Below are 18,568 nucleotides of genomic sequence, written 5' to 3'. Positions count from 1 at the left end.
TAATAGACGTCACATCCATGGGGTCCAGTGGTGAATCCGAAATCCGCCGATCTTGACGGAGGTCTCTACCTTGTTTCGGTGCCGATCGGGACGGCGCGGGACATCACGCTCAGGGCGCTTGACGTTCTGGCGGGCGCGGATGTGATCGCGGCCGAGGATACCCGCTCGATGCGGCGGCTGCTGGAAATCCATGGCGTGGCTCTGGGGGATCGTCCACTGATTGCCTATCACGATCACAACGGGCCAAGGGTGCGGCCTAGGTTGCTGCAATGGCTGCGCGAGGGCAAATCGGTGGCCTATGCCTCGGAGGCGGGAACACCGATGGTCGCCGACCCCGGTTTCGATCTCGCCCGGGCGGCGCGAGACGAGGGAACGCCGGTCACGGCGGCCCCCGGCGCAGTGGCTGCGATTGTGGCGCTGACGCTTTCGGGCCTGCCGACTGACCGGTTCCTTTTCGCGGGGTTCCTGCCAAGCAGCAAGGGGCGGCGAAAATCCGCCCTGCAAGACCTGGTCGCGATACAAGCGACTCTGGTTCTTTACGAATCGCCCAAGCGCTGCGCGGCGGCGCTGGCCGACATGGCAGCGGTTCTTGGTGGAGACCGTCCTGCGGCGTTGTGCCGGGAGTTGACAAAGAAGTTCGAAGAGGTGCGCCGCGGCACGCTGGCCGAGCTGGCCCTCGGCGCGGCAGAGCGGCAGGTGCGGGGAGAGGTCGTCATCGTGGTGGGTGGGGCCGATGGGGATTCATTGAATATTAGCTCCAATGATGTCGATTCGAGATTGAAAGAGGTGATTCCTGGGATGTCGCTGCGCGATGCGGTGGACCTTGTGGCGGCGGAAAGCGGTATGAAACGAAGGCAGGTCTATCAGCGGGCGCTTGATTTGATCGACCGTGATGCGGCCAACGCACAAGGCGATGACAAGGAACCAGGCGTGGCAAATGACGCTGAAGCGAATGGCGAAGATGGAATGGATGCGGAATGATGGCTGAGGTCAGGGATGAGACCTTTGCCGGAGCGATGTCGACGCCTGCCCGCAAACGACGTGGTCGGCGCGCCTATATCGCCGGGGCTTTGGCCGAGGAACAGGTGGCGCGGTATTACGAGCTGCGCGGGTTGCAGCTTGCTCATCGGCGCTGGCGCGGGTCCCGGGGCGAGATCGACCTTGTTCTGCGCGACGGCGATGCCGTGGTTTTTGTCGAGGTGAAATCCGCGCCGACCCATGCGCGTGCCGCCGAAAGCCTGCGCCCTGCGCAAGTCAGGCGGATCATGATGACGGCGCAGGAATTCCTGGGCCGGGAACCGCGGGGAGAATTGACCGAGATGCGTCTGGATGTGGCGCTGGTCGATGGGCAAGGCGTGATCGAAATCGTGGAGAACGCGCTTTCGGATTTCTGAGCGCCGGACCGGTTGGTGAGGATTGCGCTGGTCGCGGGCTTGGGCCATGTAAGGGGTTGACCTCGAGCAGCTGAGCAAGGGAGCGGCGCATGAAGATCGCAATCCAGATGGACCCGATCGGGCCGATCGATATCGACGCGGACAGCACGTTCCGAATCGCCGAGGAGGCACAGGCGCGGGGGCACGAACTTTTCTATTATACACCGGATCACCTGTCCTATCAGGGGGGGCGGGTGACGGCGAAGGGCTGGCCGCTGGAGGTGCAAAGGGTCAGGGGAGATCATTTTCGGCTCGGGGAGCGGCAGGTGGTCGATCTGGCCGATTTCGATGTCATCTGGCTGCGACAGGACCCGCCGTTCGACATGTTCTACATCACGACCACGCATCTGTTGCAGCGCCTGACGCCCAAGACGCTGGTGGTGAATGATCCGTTCTGGGTGCGCAATTATCCCGAGAAACTGTTGGTTCTCGACTTTCCGGACCTGACGCCGCCCACCACCATCGCCCGGGATCTCGACACGATCCGGTCGTTCAAGGACAAGCATGGCGACATCATCCTCAAGCCGCTTTACGGCAATGGCGGGGCGGGTGTGTTTCGCCTTACCGAGAGCGATCGAAACCTGTCGAGCCTGCATGAGATGTTCACCGGCTTTTCGCGCGAGCCGTTGATTGCGCAGAAGTTCCTGCCCGATGTCTCGAACGGGGACAAGCGCGTGATTCTGGTTGACGGGGAGCCGATCGGCGCGATCAACCGGGTGCCGGCCGAGGGCGAGACGCGGTCCAACATGCATGTGGGCGGGCGGCCTGAAAAGATAGAACTGAGTCCGCGTGACCGCGAAATCTGTGACCGGATCGGCCCGCTTTTGCGCGAAAAGGGGCAGATCTTCGTGGGGATCGACGTGATCGGGGACTACCTGACCGAGATCAACGTGACCTCGCCCACCGGCATTCAGGAACTTGAACGCTTCGACGGGATCAACGTGGCGGGGCGGATCTGGGAGGCGATCGAGGCGCGCCGGGCGTGAGCCTTGTCCGGCAGATCCTGAACCGCGGTCTGCGGCTTTTCGAGAAACGGCAGCTTGCACGGGCGCGGTCGCATGAGAAATTGCGGCGCTCGTTCGAGTTCAAGGCGCGGCTGTTCTTTCATGCCCCGCGGGGTAGCCGGGTGCAGGCCGATCATCTGAACGGGGTGCCGGTCGAATGGGTGTCGGGGCCGGGTGTGGCGCGAGGCGCGGGACCGATCCTGCTTTATTTTCATGGGGGTGGCTATGTCTTTGGCTCGCCGCGCACGCATCGGGCGATGTTGGCGCGGGTTTCGGGGTTGAGCGGTCTGCCAGCCTGTTTGCCCCAGTATCGCCTTGCGCCCGAGCATCCGTTTCCGGTGGCGGTTGAGGATGCCTTGAGCACATACCGCGCGGTGGCCGGGCGGCCGGGGGGCGTGATTCTGGGGGGGGATAGTGCTGGTGGAGGGCTGGCGCTGGCCTTGCTTGGAGAGATATTGCGACAGGGTGAGACCCTGCCGAAGGGTCTGTTCGCGTTTTCCCCACTGACCGATCTGAGTTTTTCAGGGGCCAGTATCGAGGAGAATGCGCACGCCGATGTGATGTTGCCACCGGGCAGATTTGACGAGGTGACCGAGATGTATCTGCCGCAGGGTGAAGTGCAGGACCCGCGTGCGTCGCCGCTTCTTGCCGATTTCGCCGGAGCGCCACCGGTCTGGCTTACCGTGGGGGACACCGAGATCCTGCGCGATGATACTCTGCGTATTGCCGAGCGGATGCGGGATCAGGGCGTGGTGGTCGAGGCTGTGCTGGAGCATGATCTGCCGCATGTCTGGCCGATCTTCCAGCCCTTTCTGCCCGAGGCCATGGCGACGCTGCGGGGCTTGGCGCGCTGGATCAACTCTCTTTCAGAGCGGTGATGCGATAGCTGACCGCTTCTGCGACATGCGGGCGGTGGACCTCGTCTGAACCATCGAGATCGGCAATGGTGCGGGCGACGCGCAACACCCGGTGATAGCCGCGGGCCGAGAGGCCGAAGCGCTCGGCGACGCGGGTCAGGAGCGCACGCCCCTCGGCGTCGGGCGTGGCGATTTCTTCGAGCAGGGCACCCTCGACATCGGAATTGAGCCGCGTGCCGGGGTGATCGGCAAAGCGTTCGGCCTGACGGGTGCGGGCGATGGCGACGCGGGCAGCGACCGCGCGGGAGTCGTCACCCGAAGCGGGTAGGTCGAGATCGGTGAAGGCGACGGGCGGCACCTCGACGCGCAAGTCGAACCGGTCCATGAGCGGGCCGGAAATGCGGCCGAGATAGTCCTCGCCACATTGCGGCACCCGCGCGCAGGCCCGGGCGGGATCGGAAAGATAGCCGCATTTACAGGGGTTTGCCGCGGCGACCAGCATGAATTTGCAGGGGTATTTCACATGTGCGTTGGCGCGGGCGATCATCACCTCGCCGGTTTCGATCGGCTGGCGCAGGGTTTCGAGAACGGCGCGGGCGAACTCGGGGAATTCGTCCATGAAGAGCACGCCGTTATGGGCGAGGCTGATTTCGCCGGGTTTTGCATGCCGCCCGCCCCCGACAATGGCGGCCATGGAGGCGGTGTGATGAGGTTCGCGAAACGGGCGGCTGCGTGAAATGCCGCCCTCGTCGAGAAGCCCGGCCAGTGAATGGATCATCGAGGTTTCGAGCGCCTCGCCGGGATCGAGCGGCGGCAGGATCGTGGGAATCCGGGCGGCCAGCATCGACTTGCCCGAGCCCGGCGTGCCGACCATGATCAGGTGATGGCGCCCGGCGGCGGCGATCTCGATGGCACGCTTGGCCCGTTCCTGCCCCTTGACGTCGCGCAGGTCGCGGGCATGCGGCGCCTCCTTGACCTCGCCGGGTTCGGCGGGCGAAAGCGGGCTCTGACCGGTAAGGTGGCGCACCATGTCCGAAAGTCGCGCGGCCGCGATCACCTGGGTTGCACCGACCCATGCGGCCTCGGCCCCCGAAGCGTCGGGGCAGAGGAGGATGCGGTCCGCTTCGGCGGCGGCCATGGCGGCGGGGAGCGCGCCCACGACGGGGATGAGACAGCCGTCGAGCGACAATTCCCCGAGTGAGGTGGCCGCCTCCACCGCATCGGGCGGAACGATTTCGAGCGCCGCGAGCAGGGCGAGCGCGATGGGCAGGTCGAAATGGCTGCCTTCCTTGGGGATGTCGGCGGGCGAGAGATTGACGGTGATGCGCTTCGACGGCAAGGCAATGGCCATGGAATTGAGCGCGGTGCGCACCCGGTCGCGCGCTTCGCTCACCGCCTTGTCGGGCAGGCCGACGATGGAGAAGGCGGGGATGCCCGGGGTGACGGCGCATTGCACCTCGACATTGCGCGCCTCGACCCCTTCGAAGGCAACCGTGTAGGTGCGAGCGACCATTCTGACCCCGAGGCTTGGTTAAACTTGGTTAACCCGTAGCGTGCGGACGGTTTACGAATGGTTAATTCGGAATGGGGTTTTCGAAAGGCACGTCCTTTCGCGCCACGCGCGAAGGCGCGTCAGGGGAGGTGATTGACCCGTTCGGCGTGCCAGCCGGTATTCGTGCGATTGAGTTCGGTCACGGAAAGATTGTCGATCTTGAACGAAAATGTCTCGTAAGCGGTGAGGCCGAGGGCCTTTTGCAGTTGTGTCAGGATCACGCCGAAATGGGCAACCGCGATGATGTCACTTTCGGGGTATTGGTTAAAGATGCGGTTAACGGCCCGGTCGACGCGGGCCGACAGGGTGTTCCAGCTTTCGCCGCCGGGTGGGCCGAGGTCGCCAGGAGTTTCCCAGAAGGCGCGGGCATGGACCTGGTCCTCGATCTCGTTATGGCGTTTGAGTTCCCACGCGCCAAAATGCATCTCGCGCAGGTCGGGATCGTGGGGCAGGCGCGGGCGGTCGCGGGCGATGGCGTCGGCGGTGGCCGTGGCGCGGATGAGATCCGACGAAATGACGGGTGCCTCGCGCGGCAGGAAATCGGCCAGACGGTCAAGGCGGTCGCGATCCGAAAGGTCCGCAGGCAGATCGGACCAGCCGACCATGGATTTCGCATGGGTCGGCCCGTGGCGCACCCAGAAGATGCGGCTCATGCCACCGGGCCCTTGAGCGTGACCGGCAGTCCGGCGGTCACGAGGATCACCCGTGCCGCGCGGGCGGCGATGGATTGATTGAGGCGGCCCTGCGCATTGGCGAACCGCCGCGCCAGCGCGTTATCCGGCACCCCGGCGAGACCGACCTCGTTCGAGACCACGACCAGGTCGGAGGTGCAGTCGGCGAGCCCGGCGAGGAGTGCATGGGTTTCGGCCTCAAGGTCGCTATCGGAAAGCAGGTGATTGGAGAGCCAAAGGGTCGCGCAATCGAGCAGCACGCAATGACCCGCCGCGATGTCGCGCAGCCGCTGGGCCACGGCGAGGGGTTCCTCGATGGTGTGCCAGCCAGGGCCCCTTGCCTTGCGGTGGCGCGCGATCTTTTGCGTCATCTCGTCATCGAAGGCCTGGGCGGTCGCGAGATAGATCATCGGCTTGCCCGATTGCCGCACCAGCCCCTCGGCGAAGGCCGATTTGCCGCTGGCTATGCCGCCGAGAACCAAGGTCAGTTGCGCAGGCATGGGCGTCTCCTTAAACAGGTCGGAGTTAGCAGAGTGCAATGGCGGAGGGAAGCATGAGAGGGTTGATCATCGCGGTGTTGGCGTGGGCCGCGAGCGTCGCGCAGGCCGGGGTGCCGCAGGAGATGCGCGCGGCGGATGTGGTCATCCTCGGCGAGGTGCATGACAACGCCCATGCCCACACGCGGCAGGCCGAACTGGTGGCGGCGTTGCAACCCAAGGCGATCGTGTTCGAGATGCTGAGCTCGGAGCAGGCCGGGCGGGTCACGCCGGATCTGCGCAAAGACGCCGGGGCGCTTGCGCAGGCGCTGGGCTGGGCCGCGACTGGTTGGCCGGATTTCGCGATGTATCACCCGATTTTCACGGCGGCGCCCGAGGCGCGCATCTTTGGGGCGGCGGTGCCGCGCGGGGCGGCGCGCAAGGCGATGGAGGCGGGCGTGAGTGCGTTCTTTCAAGGGGATGCGGCCCTTTATGGCCTCGATCAGCCGCTGGACGCCGATCAGCAGGCGGCACGGGAACGGTTCCAGTTCGAGGTGCATTGCGAGGCGCTGCCCGAGGAGATGCTGCCGGCGATGGTCGATCTGCAACGGCTGCGCGATGCGGAACTGGCCCGCCAGACGCTGGTCGCACTTGATGAGACCGAGGGCCCGGTGGTGGTGATCACGGGAAACGGTCATGCGCGCAAGGATTGGGGGATGCCGGTCTACCTGGGCCGCGCGGCACGGGGCGTGGCGGTATTTTCGCTGGCCATTGCCGAAGAGGGCCGGGTTGAGGGCGCGTTCGACGTGGTCGAAGACGTGCCAGTGGCGGAGCGCGAAGACCCGTGCGCGGCGTTTGGCAAGCAAGACTGATGCCATTGTTTTCGCGCCCCTTCCACCGTAACACTGTGGCGTGAGCACCGGGGAGGTCGCGATGCTGGGCGGCAAACGTATTCTTCTGATCATCGGCGGCGGGATCGCGGCCTATAAATGCCTCGACCTGATCCGCAGGCTGCGCGAGCGCGGGGCCGCGGTGACGCCGGTGATGACCCGCGCGGCGGGCGAGTTCGTGACCCCGCTTTCGGTTGCGGCGCTGGCGGGCGAGACGGTGCATTCCGACCTGTTCGATCTGACCGCCGAGGCCGAAATGGGCCATATCCAGCTTTCCCGAGTGGCCGATCTCGTGGTGGTGGCCCCGGCGACCGCGGATTTGCTGGCCAAGATGGCGGGGGGGCATGCGGATGACCTGGCCTCGACACTGTTGATGGCCACGGACACGCCGGTCCTGGTCGCTCCGGCGATGAATGTGCGGATGTATGAGCACCCCGCCACGCAGCGCAATATCACGCTGCTCAAGGGCGATGGCGTGCGCTTTGTCGGCCCGAACGCGGGCGACATGGCCTGTGGCGAGCACGGGCCGGGGCGGATGTCGGAGCCGATGGAGATCGTCGCGGCGATTGAGCAGGCGATGGGCGACGGGCCATTGCGGGGCAAGCGGGTTCTGGTGACATCGGGGCCCACGCATGAGCCGATCGACCCAGTGCGATACATCGCCAACCGGTCGTCGGGCGCACAGGGCACGGCGATTGCCAAGGCGCTGGTCGCGCTGGGGGCCGAGGTGGTGTTCGTGACCGGCCCGGCCGATGCGCCGCGCCCGGTAGGGTGCGAAATGGTCGAGGTGGAGAGCGCGCAAGAGATGCTTGGCGCGGTTCAGGATGCGCTTCCGGTCGATGCAGGGGTGTTCGCGGCGGCGGTGGCCGATTGGCGGGTGAAGGTGGCGAGCGGGTCGAAGATCAAGAAAGAAAAGGGAAAATTGCCCACGCTCGAATTCATCGAGAACCCGGATATCCTGGCCACGGTCAGCCAGATGAGTGAGGGCCGTCCGGGGCTGGTGGTGGGGTTCGCCGCCGAGACCTGTGATGTGATCGGGAATGCGCAGGCCAAGCGGCTGCGCAAGGGGTGTGACTGGATCGTGGCCAATGATGTGCGCCCGGAAACCGGGATCATGGGCGGGACGGAGAACGCGGTGCATCTGATTTCCGAGGGTGGGGTCGAGGATTGGCCGCGTATGGGCAAGGACGAGGTTGCGCGGCGTCTGGCGGTGCGGATCGCCGAGGCGCTGGCGCGTGAGAGTTGATGTCTTCGGTGGGAGTATTTCGGCAAAGATGAAAGGCAAGGCGTGGTTCAAGTCAGGTTGAGTTGGGTTGAGGGGGCGGATCGGGACGTGCCGCTTCCGGCCTATGAAACGCCGGGCGCGGCAGGCGCGGACCTGCGCGCGAACCTGCAGGAGCGGGGGCGCGTGGTGCTGGAGCCGGGCCAGAGGGCGTTGATTCCGACCGGATTAAGGATCGAGATTCCAGTCGGTTACGAGGTGCAGCTGCGACCGCGTTCGGGGCTGGCGCTCAAGCATGGGATTACGCTGCCCAACAGCCCCGGCACGATTGACAGCGATTACCGCGGGGCATTGGGCGTGATCGTGATGAATGCGGGGCAGGAGGTTTTCGAAGTCGCCCATGGCGAGCGGATCGCGCAGATGGTTGTCGCGCCGGTGGTGCAGGCGGGTTTCGTTCTGGTGGACAGGTTGAGCGAGACGGCGCGCGGCGGGGGCGGGTTCGGCTCGACAGGCCGAGGCTGATGCTGGCGGTACTGGGGATCATGGCGGTGGTCTGGGGCATGGGCCGTGCGCTGCGCCTGCCCGGCGGGGTGGTCTGGTCCCTTATCGCATTGGTTTATATTGCGGTTCTGGTAATTCAGCTGGTTTTTCCCGATGCGCATCCCCTGCGCGTGGCGACCGGGGGCGGGCCGGAGGGGTGGCTGATCCTTGGAGGAGTGGTGGCTCTGGTGGGGCTCTACATGCGGGGGCTGGCGTGGTTGAAGCGGCGGGCCGCGCCGGTTGAAGAGGCCGAAACCCCGGCGCAGGGGGTGTTCGCTCCGGGGGAGTTGAACCGCTATGCGCGGCATGTGGTGCTGCGCGAACTGGGCGGGCCGGGGCAAAAAAAGCTAAAGCAATCCAAGGTGTTGGTGATCGGGGCCGGGGGGCTGGGATCGCCGGTTCTGCTTTATCTCGCGGCGGCGGGCGTGGGGCGGATCGGGGTGATTGACGACGACGTGGTGGAGGCGTCGAACCTGCAGCGGCAGGTGGTGCATACGGATGGGCGGACGGGGATGCCGAAGGTGCAATCGGCGATGCAGGCGATGGAGGCGCTCAACCCCTATGTCGAGGTTCGGCCCTATCAGCGGCGGCTGACCGGGGAGATCGCCGGGGCGCTTTTTGCGGACTATGACCTGGTGATCGACGGGACCGACAATTTCGATACCCGATACCTGGCCAACCGGACCTGTGTCGATGCGGGCAAGCCGCTCATTTCGGGGGCGATCGCGCAGTGGGAGGGGCAGGTTTCCCTGTTCGACCCGGCGCGTGGAGGCCCTTGTTATCAATGCATTTTTCCCGAGGCCCCGGCGCCCGAACTGGCGCCCTCCTGTGCCGAGGCGGGGGTGGTTTCGCCCTTGCCCGGGGTGGTCGGGTCGATGATGGCGCTGGAGGCGGTGAAGGCGATCACCGGGGCGGGCGAGACCCTGCGCGGTCAGATGATGATCTTTGACGGGTTGCATGGTGAAAGCCGCAAGATGCGCCTCAAGCCGCGCCCCGATTGCCCGGTTTGCGCAGGCCGGGGCGGGGAAGGTTAACGCCACCGTGCGGTGCCCGAAAGGGGGGGGTGACATCCGGCTGCTGCCCGGCTGACATCCGGCTGCCGGGTAAAGTGGTTTCATATGTAACCGTTTGGGGTTAACGGGGCGTGCGGTGGGCCCTTGAGACGGGTCGGAGTGGGGGTCAACCCCCACACCCCCGAGGTATTTGCAGTCAGATGAAGCACGGCGCGGCATGGCATTGTGGGGGCCTGCGCGAGTGGCTATGTCTGGGCGCGAAACTGACAGGAGGCCGCCATGACCAACCCGCTTTTGACCGACTGGGACACGCCGTTCGGGATCGCCCCGTTCGACGCGATTTCGGACGAGGATTTCGCTCCGGCGCTGGAGGCGGCACTGGCCGAACACGAGGCGGAGATCGCGGCGATTGCCGGGGATGCGGGGCCGGCCGATTTCGACAACGTGATCGGGGCTCTGGAAGCGGCGGGAGAGAAGCTCGACAAGGTGTTGTCGGTGTTTTTCACCGTGGCGGGGGCGGACAGCAACGATGCGCGGCAGGCATTGCAGCGCGATTTCTCGCCCCGGCTGGCGCGGCATTTCGCGGCCGTGACGGCGAACAAGGCGCTTTATGCCCGGATCGAGGCGGTATGGGAGGCGCGCGCGGAGCTGGATTTGAGCGAGGAGCAGGCGCGGGTTCTGATGTTGACCCGGCGGAGTTTCCTGCGCGCGGGCGCGGCGCTTGAGGGGCAGGCCGACGCGCGCATGACCGAGATCAAGGCGCGGCTGGCCGAGCTCGGCACCGCGTTCACCCAGAACCTTCTGGCCGATGAGCGCGAATGGGTGATGGAATTGACCGAGAGCGATCTGGAGGGGGTGCCGGGGTTCGTGGTCGAGGCCGCGCGGGCGGCGGGCAGGGAGAAGGGGGCGGATGGGCCGGTGGTCACGCTGTCGCGCTCGCTCATCGTGCCGTTTTTGCAATTCTCGCCGCGCCGCGATCTGCGCGAGCGGGCGTTCCGGGCCTGGGCCGCGCGCGGTGCGAACGGCGGCGAGACCGACAACCGCGCGATTGCCGGTGAGATCCTGGCGCTACGCGAGGAGCGGGCGAAGTTGCTCGGCTATGGCAACTTCGCCGAATACAAGCTCGAGACCGAGATGGCCAAGACGCCGGAGGCGGTGCGCGAGTTGTTGATGGCGGTGTGGGAGCCAGCCAAGGCGCGGGCCGAGGCGGATGCGGCGGTGCTCGAATCCATGATGCACGAAGATGGCGTGAACGGGCGGCTCGAGCCGTGGGACTGGCGCTATTACGCGGAGAAGCGGCGCCGGGTCGAGCATGATTTCGACGAGGCGGAAGTGAAGCCCTATCTTTCGCTCGACGCGATGATCGCGGCCGCCTTTGCCTGTGCGAACCGGCTGTTCGGGTTGGAGTTCAAGCCGCTGGAGGTGCCGCTCTACCATCCCGATTGCCGCGCCTGGGAGGTGACGCGCGAGGGGCGGCATGTGGCGGTCTTTATCGGCGATTACTTCGCGCGCGGCTCGAAACGCTCGGGCGCGTGGTGTTCGGCGATGCGCGGGCAGGCCAAGTGGCCACGGGAACAGGCGCCGGTGGTGATCAACGTGTGCAACTTTTCCAAGGGCGATCCGGCGCTCTTGTCCTATGACGATGCGCGCACGCTGTTTCACGAGTTCGGCCACGCGCTGCACCAGATGCTGTCGGCCGTGACCTATGAGAGCGTGTCGGGGACATCGGTGGCGCGTGATTTCGTGGAATTGCCGTCGCAGCTTTATGAGCACTGGCTCGAGGTTCCGCAAGTGCTGCGCGAGTTCGCCCGGCATGTGGAGACGGGCGAGGCGATGCCTGCGGCGCTGCTCGACAAGGTGCTGGCGGCGGCGAATTTCGACCAGGGGTTCCAGACGGTGGAATATGTCGCCTCGGCCATGGTGGACCTTGAGTTTCACGACGGGGCGGCGCCGGGCGACGTGATGGCGCGGCAGGCCGAGGTGCTCGAGCGGCTGGGGATGCCGGATGCGATCGTGATGCGCCATGCCAGCCCGCAATTCGCGCATGTGTTTTCGGGGGATGGGTACTCCTCGGGCTATTATTCCTACATGTGGTCCGAGGTGATGGACGCCGATGCCTTTGCCGCCTTCGAGGAGGCGGGCGATGCGTTTGACCCGGATCTCGCGCGGGCGTTGGAGGCGCATATCCTGTCGAAGGGCGGATCGGTCGATGCGGCGGAGCTTTATCAGCGGTTTCGCGGGCGTTTGCCCGGGGTTGAGGCGCTTTTGAAGGGGCGGGGGTTGGTCGCGGCCGAGTGACCGGCTGCACTTGGGGCGTCGCGCGGGTTGGCGGACCGGGATTGAGTATTTGGGCCAAGAAAGAGCAGGGGTGCGGGTTCAGCCAGCCCGCTGGTCTCTTTCTTGGAAAAAATACTCATTGTGCCGGTACGGGCAGGCGCAATGCATGATGTATCAGATCGTCTGATCGTAGGCGCCGACGCCGGGTTCGGTACGGATCACGGTGTCGATATCCGCGAAGATGGCGCGCATTTCCGCCTCGGAGGCCGAGCTTTCGCAGACCACGACGAGGTTGGGCGTGTTCGATGAGGCGCGCACGAGGCCCCATGAGCCGTTGTCGAGGATGACGCGGGCGCCGTTGACGGTCACCACTTCCTTGATGGGGCGGTTGGCGATGGTCTCGCCCGCTTGGTGTTTGGCCACCAGTTTTTCCACGATGCGCGCGAGGATGTCGTATTTCTCGGTATCCGGCGCGTGGGGCGACATGGTGGGGGTCGCCCATGTTTTGGGCAGGGCGCGTCGCAGGTCGGACATGGATTTGTCGGGGTTGCGGTCCATCAGCTTGCAGATCTCGACCGCGACGCGCAGCCCGCAATCATAGCCGCGCCCGATCGGTTCGGCGAGGAAGTAGTGGCCGGATTTCTCGAACCCGGCGAGCGCACCGATTTCCTTGACCCGGCGTTTCATGTGGGAATGGCCGGTTTTCCAGTAATCGGCCTTGGCGCCGTTTTTCTGCAACTCGGGGTCGGAGGCGAAGAGGCCGGTGGATTTCACATCGGCCACGAAGGTCGAGCCGGGATAGAGCTTGGAGAACTCGCGCGCCATGATGACGCCGACCTTGTCGGCGAAAATCTCTTCGCCCTCGTCATCGACCACGCCGCAGCGGTCGCCATCGCCGTCAAAGCCGAGCGCGAAATCGGCGCCGCTGGCTTTGACCGATGCCGCCATGTCGTGGAGCATTTCCATCGCTTCGGGGTTGGGGTTGTAATGCGGGAAGGTGTAGTCGAGTTGGTTGTGCGAGGAGATGACCTCGACGCCCAGTCTCTCGAACAGTTCCGGCGCGAAGGCGCTGGCGGTGCCGTTGCCGGTGGCGCAGACGACGCGGAGCTTGCGGGTCATGCGGAAATCGCCCACGAGATCGTCGAGATAGGCCTCTTTCACGCCATGGACGAATTCGTAAGAGCCGCCGGGGGCGGGCTCGCCCTGGCCTTCAAGCACGATGTCGCGCAGCTCGGCCATTTCGTCGGGGCCGTGGGTGAGCGGGCGTTCGAAGCCCATCTTGACGCCGGTCCAGCCATTGGGGTTGTGGCTGGCGGTGACCATGGCGACGGCGGGGGCGTCGAGGTGGAACTGGGCGAAATAGGCCATCGGGCTGAGTGCCGGGCCGATATCCTTGACCTCAATGCCCGCCTGCATGAGGCCGAGGATCAGCGCGTTCTTGATGGACAGCGAATAGTCGCGGTAATCGTTGCCGACGGCGATGACGGGGTCGATGCCGCGGCGGCGCATCTGGGTGCCGAGGCCCAAGCCGAGCGCGGTCATGCCGGGCAGGTTGATCTCGTCGGGGTATTTCCAGCGCGCGTCATATTCGCGAAAGCCCGTGGGCCGGATCATCGGGTCGCGCAGGAATTCCCACGTGTTGGGGGCCACGTCGCTCAAGGGTCTGGTCATGATGAATGCTCGTTTGTTCAAATCGTGATCGGGTCGGCCTTGGCCAGCCGGTCGAAGGCCATGAGGGAGCGCACGAGCCCCTGCATGGCGTCAAGCGGGATCATGTTGGGCCCGTCGGAGGGGGCGTTGTCGGGGTCTTGATGGGTTTCGATGAAGACGGCGGCAATGCCGAGGCTGACGGCGGCGCGGGCCATGACGGGGGCGAATTCGCGCTGTCCGCCCGACGCGCCGCCAAGCCCGCCGGGCTGTTGCACGGAATGGGTGGCGTCCATCACCACCGGGTAGCCCAGGCGCGTCATCTGCGGCAGGGCGCGCATGTCGGCGACTAGGGTGTTGTAGCCAAAGGATGTGCCGCGCTCGGTCAGCATCAGGCGCGTGTTGCCGGTCGACTCGAGCTTGGAAACCACGTTCGCCATGTCCCAGGGGGCAAGAAACTGGCCCTTCTTCACGTTGATCGCCGCGCCGGTGCGCCCGGCGGCGAGCAGGAGATCGGTCTGGCGGCAGAGGAAGGCGGGGATTTGCAAGACGTCGGCGACCTCGGCCACGGGGGCGCATTGATCGGGCAGGTGCACATCGGTGAGCACCGGAACGTCCAGCGCCGCTTTCACATCGGCGATGAGCCTGAGCCCCTCGTCGAGGCCCAGCCCGCGCTGCCCGGAAAGCGAGGTGCGGTTGGCCTTGTCGAAACTGCCCTTGAAGATGAACCCCGCGCCCGCATCGGCGCAGATCTCTTTCATGCGCCCGGCGATCATCAGGGCGTGATCCACGCTTTCGAACTGGCAGGGGCCGGCGATCACGGTGAGTGGCAGGTTGTTGCCCAGCGTGAGCGGGCCGAGGGAGACGTGTTTCATGTCAGGAGGAGACCTGTTCGCGCAGGATGGACGAGGTGAGCGAGACCATGAGATAGATGCCGGCAAAGATCAGGAAGGCCAGCAATGTATTCTCGAAGGCGCGCGGATAGGCAGGCGCGTCGGCGGCGATCGGGCGCACCGGGACGGTGAGGTAACGCACCTGCCGGTTGGCTTCGAGCGCGGTCTGTTTCTCGTTCTGGAGTGCCGATTGCAGGAACAGGTCGGCGGTGGCGAGATCGGCCTTGGCCATCTCGATCCGGGCGGCGCGCGCGGCGAGCGAATCCGTGCCGGATTGGGCCTCGGACATCTCGGCGGTGAGGCGGGTCAGCAGGTTTTCAAGCCGTCTTATGTCGCCGCTGGCGCCATCGACCTTGGCCTGGTTGGGGCGCGCGTTGTCGAGCAGCGCCTGAAGCTGAAGCTGTTTTTCCTGCAACTGCATCTCGTATTGCCCGATCTGCTGACGCAGCACGGCAAGCTGTTCGGTCGGATCAACGCCTTGCGTTTCCTGGAGCCGCACCAGCGCCTCTTGTGCCTCGCGACGTTCGGTCTTGGCCTTTTCGAGGCTTTCGCTGGCCGAGCGCATCGCGTCCTCGCGTTTCTGGCGCGACAACTCGTCCACCCGTTCTTCGGCATAGGTGATGAGATGCGAGGAGAAATCGGTGGCGATCTGCGGGTCGGCGGCGATCACCTCCATCCGGACGACGCCTTCGGTCGGGTCATAGCCGATCTTGATGTTTTCCTTGTAGAGCTTGTAGGCGTCTTCGTTCGTGGCGTCGGGGGAGAGCCGCTGAATCGGGTCGATCCAGTCCTGCGAGAAATGCGCCTTGTAGCCCATCTCGTCATCAAGACGCTGCATCGCGTCCTTGGATTGCAGGTAGGATTGCACCGCGATGCTGTCCTGGCTGGTGGCGTATTGCGTGGGCAGGAAACCGCCCATGCCGGAGCCACCCGCGCCGTCGGCCTGAAGGATCAGGAATTCGGTCTTGGTGGAATACATCGGTGTCGCGACAGCGAAATAATACCAGCCCGCGAGGAGGGTGGGCAGGAACACGAAGGCCGCCAGCCGCGTGAACAGCAGGATCAGCCGCTTGCGGCGGCGGCGCATGATGTCGCGCTGGATCGCCATGATCTCGGAAGCGCGTCGATCGGCGGGCGAGGTGGTGTCGGTCGAGGGCAGGTTGGTCTTGCCGGGTTGGACGGTCTGGGGCAGGTTCGACGTGGCCCCGGCGGGAAGATTGCCGGTATCGGCGATGGCGGCCCTGCCACCCGCGTCCTTGGGGACGACCAGTTCGAGCATGGTGGAGCGTTGAAACGGGTCGATGCCGCGCAGGCGCAACTGTCGCACCGCGTCGAAGTCGGAGATCGGGGCGAGCCCGTGTTTCTGGGCCACGCGGCGGGCCATGCGCAGTTGCCGCCCGGTCAGGCCCTCTTTGCGGATCGCGTCGATATCGGTTTCGGTCCGGGTTTCGCGGGCCGATGCAACCTCGCCGGATCGGGCGGGTCCGGATTGGGAATTGGCCGGAGAATTGGCCGGGGAAGCGGCAGAGGCGTTGTCGTCCGCGGCTGGCGCGGCCTGGGGGTCGCGCAACAGTTTCTCGGGGGTCACGGGATCGCGCAGGGCTTTGGCCGCGGCTGGCGATGCTTTGCCGTGGCGAGCGTGATCCTCGGCAACGCGGGCTTGCGCGCGCTGTTCCGCCCCCGCAGCCGCACCTGGCGCTGTCCGGTGGATGCGGAATTTTCTAGCCTTGGGTTTCGTAGTCATAGAGCTGTTTCGCTTCTTCCAAGGTATCGAACATATGAAGTTTGCCAGCCATCAGAACGGCAGCGCTGCGCACGAATTTCTCTAAAGTCTCGGGTTGGTGCGAGACAATGACGGTCGTCGTATTCTGCAATCTTTCGCGCAGGATGTCGCCTGCTTTCTTGTTGAATTCCACGTCCGTGGAGCCGGGCATGCCCTCGTCAATGAGGTAGATGTCGAAATCGAGCGCGAGCATCAGCGCGAAGGAGAACCGCGCCCGCATCCCCGAGGAATAGGTGCCGAGCGGTTGCTCGAAATATTCGCCGAGGTTGCACAGCCAGCGGCAGAACGCCTCGACATAGTCGGGATCGAGCCCGTAGAGGCGGGCGATATAGCGGCTGTTTTCAACCGCCGAAACCTTGGACACGACCCCGCCCATGAAGCCCAGCGGGAAAGAGATGCGCGAGCTGCGCCGGATCGTGCCTTCGTCGGGTTTTTCAAGCCCGGCCATCATGTTGATGAGCGTCGTCTTGCCCGTGCCGTTGGGGGCGAGGATGCCGAGCGAATTGCCAAGCTCGACCCGGAAGGACACCTGTTCGAGGATCACCTTCCGTTGGGAGCCGGTCCAGAAGGACTTGCTGACGTTTTCGAACTCGATCATACCCTGCTCCGATTGTTCGCGGGCAGCCCCCTGATACCCGGGTTGCGTGAAGGCATCATTTAGATTGGCCCTCACCGGCCGCGATCTTTCCATAGCGTATATACCCAACTTTTAGGCAAGAATAAGCCCCCTGAGTGTTGGGATGTCGTTTTAACGCATGTGCGGACCGGCCCTGTCACGGGCCGGTCCGTTGGTGTCGTGGTGTCCGTGCCGCGATTTCAGGCCAGCGCGGCCCAGCCCAGCCCGGCCAGCATCGCGCCGAGCACCGCAAAGCCCATGTAGGCGGCAAAGACGCGCGGCTTGACCAGGGCCCAGACCGCGATGGCGGCGGGCAGGCTGCTGACGCCGCCGGCGATCACGAAGCTCATCGCGGCGCCCGGCGCCATGCCCTGTTGCAGGAGCGCATCGACGAGCGGCACCGCGGCATAGCCGTTGAGATAGGCCGGTGCGCCGACGAAGGCCCCGAGCAGGATCGGCCGGATACCGTCGCCACCCAGCACGCCGGCGATCATGTCGGCAGGCACGTGGCGGATCATCAGCGCCTCCAGCACATAGGCCAGCGACAGCCACTTGAGCAGGAAGACGGCGTTCTGCAGTGCGTTGTCGCGGAAGGTCGTGCGGCGCTCGGCATGGGCCCAGAAGCGCCAGACGGGTTGACCCGAGAAGGGTTTCTTCGCGCCACAGCCTCCGACCGTGGGTTTCTCGCGCAGGGGATCGGCAAAGACGGCAGAGGATTTGAACAGCATCGTGCCGAACCCGCCCATGAGGCCGAGCGCCACGGCGAAGCCGGTCTTGGCCAGCGCGAAGTCGAATCCGAGCGTGCCGGCGGTGATCGAGAACATCGCCGGGTCCATCAGCGGCGAGGCGAGCCAGAAGGCCATGACCGCCGAGAGCGGCGCGCCGACCGCCAGAAGGGCGGCGATAAAGGGAATGACCTGGCACGAGCAAAACGGCGAGAGCCCGCCAAACAGCGCCGCCAGCAGGATCATCCGCATCTCGCGCCCCTGGAAGGCGCGGGCCAGAAGGCTCTCGGCGCCGGTGGCCTTGAGCCAGCCGATCGCCAGCACGGCAAACAGGATAAACGGTGCGGTGCTGGCCAGCGCGCCGGAGGCGAAGTCCAGCGTGGGCAGGAATTGCGCCCGCTCGAACACGGCCACGGCCAGAAGGATCAGCCCCAGCGCAATCCAGGCCCAATCGGGCCGCAGGCGGGACAGGCGTTGCGGGATAAGGGAGGTGTCAACCATTGTTCAAAGGGTCCTTTTGGCCTGGTTCTGGTTGGTTTGGTCATGATCGTGCGCAGTCGATTGCGGCGCATCGACACAGCATTGTCGGGTCAGGAAGTCGGTGAGCGCGCGCAACTCGTCATAGGCGACGGCGGCGCAGATGATCTGTCTCCCCTGCCGCTTTTGCGTGACAAGCCCGGCCTGCGCCAGCGTCTTCATGTGGTGGGTGAGGGTTGAGCCGGTCACGCCCGAGCGTTCGCCCAGCGTGCCGATGGTCAGCCCCTCCGGCCCGGCGCGCACGAGGGTGCGCAGCACGCCGAGCCGCTGTTCACTGCCCAGCGCCGCGAAGGTCGAGGCGGCCTGAACAAGGTCAAGATCGTCGGTGTCTGAATGTTTCATGATTCTAGAAATATCGAAATGATGGCGCCGTGTCCATAATTATTTTCATGAAGTTCGAAATGTTTGATGTGGCCGCGCTTTCAGGTAAGC

Annotated in this window: 18 protein-coding genes; 9 read left to right on the top strand and 9 right to left on the bottom strand. The window is 65.2% G+C overall.

Annotated elements, in window-relative coordinates:
• The first annotated feature begins 27 nt into the window (after positions 1-27).
• The 4 genes from rsmI (at position 28) to FLO80_RS19675 (ending at position 3,315) form a co-directional block, all read left to right on the top strand.
• Positions 28-981 carry a 16S rRNA (cytidine(1402)-2'-O)-methyltransferase gene (gene rsmI / locus FLO80_RS19690; RefSeq protein WP_111366483.1) on the top strand — a complete coding sequence of 318 codons (954 nt, stop codon included), beginning with the start codon at positions 28-30 and terminating at the stop codon, positions 979-981.
• Positions 981-1,394, top strand: coding sequence for a YraN family protein (locus FLO80_RS19685; protein WP_246156750.1), 414 nt, complete (start codon positions 981-983; stop codon positions 1,392-1,394). The genes rsmI and FLO80_RS19685 overlap by 1 nt, the downstream gene beginning before the upstream one ends.
• An 89-nt stretch (positions 1,395-1,483) precedes the next feature.
• Positions 1,484-2,419 (top strand): glutathione synthase, encoded by a 936-nt coding sequence (gshB, locus tag FLO80_RS19680; protein ID WP_111366485.1) that lies wholly within the window; start codon positions 1,484-1,486, stop codon positions 2,417-2,419.
• Positions 2,416-3,315, top strand: coding sequence for an alpha/beta hydrolase (locus FLO80_RS19675; protein ID WP_111366487.1), 900 nt, complete (start codon positions 2,416-2,418; stop codon positions 3,313-3,315). Before gshB ends, FLO80_RS19675 begins: the two co-directional genes overlap by 4 nt.
• Here FLO80_RS19675 and FLO80_RS19670 read toward each other — a convergent pair.
• From FLO80_RS19670 to cobU, 3 genes are all read right to left on the bottom strand, one after another.
• Positions 3,293-4,807 carry a YifB family Mg chelatase-like AAA ATPase gene (locus FLO80_RS19670; RefSeq protein ID WP_111366489.1) on the bottom strand — a complete coding sequence of 505 codons (1,515 nt, stop codon included), beginning with the start codon at positions 4,805-4,807 and terminating at the stop codon, positions 3,293-3,295. The two genes, FLO80_RS19675 and FLO80_RS19670, sit on opposite strands and share 23 nt — an antisense overlap.
• Positions 4,808-4,926: 119 nt before the next feature.
• Positions 4,927-5,499, bottom strand: a complete 573-nt coding sequence (locus FLO80_RS19665) for a histidine phosphatase family protein (RefSeq protein WP_111366491.1) — start codon at positions 5,497-5,499, stop codon at positions 4,927-4,929.
• Positions 5,496-6,017 (bottom strand): bifunctional adenosylcobinamide kinase/adenosylcobinamide-phosphate guanylyltransferase, encoded by a 522-nt coding sequence (gene cobU, locus FLO80_RS19660; RefSeq protein ID WP_111366493.1) that lies wholly within the window; start codon positions 6,015-6,017, stop codon positions 5,496-5,498. Before cobU ends, FLO80_RS19665 begins: the two co-directional genes overlap by 4 nt.
• A 53-nt stretch (positions 6,018-6,070) precedes the next feature.
• On the opposite strand from cobU, the gene FLO80_RS19655 reads away from it, so the two are divergent.
• The 5 genes from FLO80_RS19655 (at position 6,071) to FLO80_RS19635 (ending at position 11,956) form a co-directional block, all read left to right on the top strand.
• Positions 6,071-6,865 carry a ChaN family lipoprotein gene (locus FLO80_RS19655; RefSeq protein ID WP_111366865.1) on the top strand — a complete coding sequence of 265 codons (795 nt, stop codon included), beginning with the start codon at positions 6,071-6,073 and terminating at the stop codon, positions 6,863-6,865.
• Between the two features lie 61 nt (positions 6,866-6,926).
• Positions 6,927-8,129 carry a bifunctional phosphopantothenoylcysteine decarboxylase/phosphopantothenate--cysteine ligase CoaBC gene (gene coaBC / locus FLO80_RS19650; RefSeq protein WP_111366495.1) on the top strand — a complete coding sequence of 401 codons (1,203 nt, stop codon included), beginning with the start codon at positions 6,927-6,929 and terminating at the stop codon, positions 8,127-8,129.
• A 57-nt stretch (positions 8,130-8,186) separates the two neighbouring features.
• Positions 8,187-8,627: a dUTP diphosphatase gene (gene dut, locus FLO80_RS19645; protein WP_439328722.1), complete on the top strand. Its 441-nt coding sequence runs from the start codon at positions 8,187-8,189 to the stop codon at positions 8,625-8,627.
• The gene (locus FLO80_RS19640) at positions 8,627-9,679 is read left to right on the top strand and encodes a HesA/MoeB/ThiF family protein (RefSeq protein WP_111366499.1); all 1,053 of its coding nucleotides are present in this window, start codon (positions 8,627-8,629) and stop codon (positions 9,677-9,679) included. Before dut ends, FLO80_RS19640 begins: the two co-directional genes overlap by 1 nt.
• A 258-nt stretch (positions 9,680-9,937) precedes the next feature.
• Positions 9,938-11,956: a M3 family metallopeptidase gene (locus FLO80_RS19635; RefSeq protein WP_111366501.1), complete on the top strand. Its 2,019-nt coding sequence runs from the start codon at positions 9,938-9,940 to the stop codon at positions 11,954-11,956.
• Between the two features lie 153 nt (positions 11,957-12,109).
• On the opposite strand, the gene FLO80_RS19630 is transcribed toward FLO80_RS19635, so the two are convergent.
• The 6 genes from FLO80_RS19630 to FLO80_RS19605 all read right to left on the bottom strand — a co-directional run bounded on the left by FLO80_RS19630 (position 12,110) and on the right by FLO80_RS19605 (position 18,478).
• Positions 12,110-13,606: a phosphomannomutase/phosphoglucomutase gene (locus FLO80_RS19630; protein WP_111366503.1), complete on the bottom strand. Its 1,497-nt coding sequence runs from the start codon at positions 13,604-13,606 to the stop codon at positions 12,110-12,112.
• A gap of 17 nt (positions 13,607-13,623) precedes the next feature.
• Positions 13,624-14,457, bottom strand: coding sequence for a 3-deoxy-8-phosphooctulonate synthase (gene kdsA / locus FLO80_RS19625; RefSeq protein ID WP_111366505.1), 834 nt, complete (start codon positions 14,455-14,457; stop codon positions 13,624-13,626).
• Between the two features lies 1 nt (position 14,458).
• Positions 14,459-16,219: a KpsE/RkpR family capsule polysaccharide export protein gene (locus FLO80_RS19620; RefSeq protein ID WP_111366507.1), complete on the bottom strand. Its 1,761-nt coding sequence runs from the start codon at positions 16,217-16,219 to the stop codon at positions 14,459-14,461.
• Complete coding sequence (locus tag FLO80_RS19615) at positions 16,197-16,856, bottom strand: ABC transporter ATP-binding protein (RefSeq protein ID WP_111366867.1); 660 nt, start codon at positions 16,854-16,856, stop codon at positions 16,197-16,199. Before FLO80_RS19615 ends, FLO80_RS19620 begins: the two co-directional genes overlap by 23 nt.
• 218 nt (positions 16,857-17,074) lie before the next feature.
• Positions 17,075-18,100: a permease gene (locus FLO80_RS19610; RefSeq protein WP_111366509.1), complete on the bottom strand. Its 1,026-nt coding sequence runs from the start codon at positions 18,098-18,100 to the stop codon at positions 17,075-17,077.
• A 3-nt stretch (positions 18,101-18,103) separates the two neighbouring features.
• Positions 18,104-18,478: an ArsR/SmtB family transcription factor gene (locus tag FLO80_RS19605; RefSeq protein ID WP_111366511.1), complete on the bottom strand. Its 375-nt coding sequence runs from the start codon at positions 18,476-18,478 to the stop codon at positions 18,104-18,106.
• Positions 18,479-18,568 lie beyond the last annotated feature (90 nt).

Source organism: Aquicoccus porphyridii (assembly GCF_008369105.1).
Classification (GTDB): domain Bacteria; phylum Pseudomonadota; class Alphaproteobacteria; order Rhodobacterales; family Rhodobacteraceae; genus Aquicoccus; species Aquicoccus porphyridii.
This window is presented reverse-complemented; position numbering and strand designations above follow the sequence as displayed.